Source organism: Sulfurimonas sp., assembly GCF_027056685.1.
Classification (GTDB): Bacteria; Campylobacterota; Campylobacteria; order Campylobacterales; family Sulfurimonadaceae; genus Sulfurimonas.
Genome location: NZ_JALUKE010000166.1, coordinates 1 through 2,650, shown reverse-complemented (window position 1 = coordinate 2,650; position 2,650 = coordinate 1). Strand labels below are relative to the sequence as shown.

1 protein-coding gene is annotated in these 2,650 nt (G+C 36.9%); it reads right to left on the bottom strand.

Going from position 1 to position 2,650, the window contains the following annotated elements:
• Positions 1-111: 111 nt before the first annotated feature.
• The coding region (locus MVY38_RS07320; protein ID WP_297484800.1) for a plasma-membrane proton-efflux P-type ATPase at positions 112-2,650 on the bottom strand (2,539 nt) is incomplete at its 5' end.

Sequence of the window (2,650 nt, the reverse complement as noted above, 5' to 3'; positions counted from 1 at the left end):
ATAAGTAGGACTTTTCATAATCTCTTTTACAAGCTCAAGTGATTTTGGATCTTCATCTTCTAATTTTGGATGCTCCCATGGAAGCTCTGTTTCTCTTTTATTTTTTTTCATCTATAGTGCCTCTTCGCCATATCGTTTTTTATAGTATTTAATAACACCCATTTTTACTACATCATTAAAGACAAACCATGTTGTTACATAGCCCCATAAAAAGAGTGCCCATTGCCAGTTAATGCGAGGAATAAGACCAAAACTGTAAAGACCTATAGCAGTTCCAAGAAGTGCAGTAAAGAGTGAAGCCGTTACAAGTGGCCATGATGGGTATGGTTTTTTAAAGAACCAATCTGCTATACGAGTATTAAAAATTGTATAGTGTCCTGCGATAATAAGTTTTACAAAGAAAAGTGTCTGTACAAATCCAAGAAAAGATTTGTCATCTTTCATATTGACCCATGATGGTATTTCTGGTAAAAACATTGCAGAATCAGGATGTGATTTTAAGTAAATCATAACTATATAAAAAATAGTAAAAGAACTTAGCACCCCAGCAACACCAAGCCATGTGGAGAGTACAAATACACTTTTCATATTCCAGCGTACAGGCTTTGATTCCACTTTTGTATTGTCATAGGCAATTGTCATAATAGGGATGTCGTTGAGTAGTGCTAAAAGAATAATCATAATAGCAGTAATAGGATAAAAGTCAAAAACGACAATAGAGAGTGTCATAAATATTAAAATACGAACACTTTCTGCAATTCTATAGACCACATAACTTTTCATTCTCTCAAACACTATACGAGCTTGCTCTATGGCATCGACAATAACGCGAAGACCCGGAGCCATCAGTACTATGTCAGCTGCCGCGCGTGCTGCATCAGTTGCACCACTTACTGCAATACCACAGTCCGCTTTTTTTAGTGCAGGTGCATCATTTACACCATCACCCGTCATACCGACAATATGATTTGCTTTTTGGAGTTTATCTACTATAAAGTATTTGTCTTCTGGAAATACCTGTGCAAATCCATTTGCTTTTTCTATGATTTGTACTATTTCAGACTCATGTTGTTTGACGCTTCCCGCAGGAAGAGGCTGTGAATTTAGCTCTTTTTGTACATTATTTACAATTGCCGTTACTTCTTTATTGAGAGTCTCTTCATCAATGCCAGTTTGCACTGTTTTTAAGATAGAACGAGAGATAAGTTCTGAGAGAAAAACATACTCTTGCGTACTTTGCCCTTTGAGCTCTTTAATGTCTTCTATATCTTGACCTATCTCTAAGATGCCAGAAATGTATTTTGCCACGGCGATATTATCACCCGTAACCATCTTGACCGCAACACCTTTCGCATTTGATTCAGCTATTGCTTGTTTTGAGTCTTCACGAGGGGGGTCAAAGAGAGGAACGAGTCCTACAAAATGGTACTTGTCCTCATCTTCTTTTTTATATCCGACACCTAATGCTCTAAAACCTTTTTGTGCAAAAGCATCTACCTCTTTGTATGCCTCTTTTTTATCAAACTCCTTTTCATCACAGAGTTCAATAATAACTTGAGGAGCACCTTTGGTATAAATCATATTGTCAGTAAAAATACCTTCAGTTTTCTTACTTACAGGATCAAAAGGTACAAATTTTTTCATCTTTTTCGCTATAAGTTTGCTACTAAGTTTGTGTGCATCCAAATAATCAAATATAGGTTTTTCTATTGGGTCTTCATTCTCTTTTTTACTTGCAAACGCAGCATATAAAAGAAGCTGATCTTCAGTATAATTGCTAGAGAGATAAGGGTCGGCGAGACTCATTTTATTTTGAGTGAGCGTTCCTGTTTTGTCTGAACAGAGTATATCCATGCCAGCTGCTTCTTCAATGGCAGAGAGTTTGGTGACAATAGCCTCTTTCGATGCTAATACTCTAGCTCCTAAAGCCATAGTAACGGTTAAAACTGCAGGCATTGCAACTGGAATGGCAGAAATAGTCAAAATAAGTGCAAAAATTAGCAAATCTAAAAGTGGTTCATGTCTTGCAACACCATGCCAAATAATAATTCCAATAAGAAAAATTGTCATAAAAATAAGGAAATCTCCAACTTTTATAACCATTTTTTGAAAGTGTCCACTCTCCTCTTTTTCTGCTTTTGCAACAAGACCCACCGTTTTTCCAAAGTAGGTGTTAAGTGCTGTAGCCGTTACTTTTGCTATCATCTCACCCTGTTTGATGATGGCATTTGCATAGAGTGTTTCACCTTTTTGTTTATTGACAGGAAGAGATTCACCTGTCAGTGCAGATTGATCGACTTGCAAAAAGTCTCCTCCACCAAGAAGAATACAATCAGCAGAGACGACATCACCAATTTTTATCTTAATAATATCATCAGGAACGACTTCTTTAGCGTCTATATTTTTCCACTCGCCCTCACGCAGTACAAGTGCCTTGCGTGCTAGCTTTTTCTTTAGGACGGAAATAGCACTCAAAGCTTTTGATTCCTGATAAAAATCTACAAAGGCATTTACTAAAAGCATAAGCATAATAACGGAAAAATCCTCCCATCTATGTGCTATTGCTGAGAGAACTGCTGCAATTTCAATCATCCAAGGAATAGGACCCCAGAACTTTTTAAAAAGCCTTTGATACCAAGTCTCTTCTTTT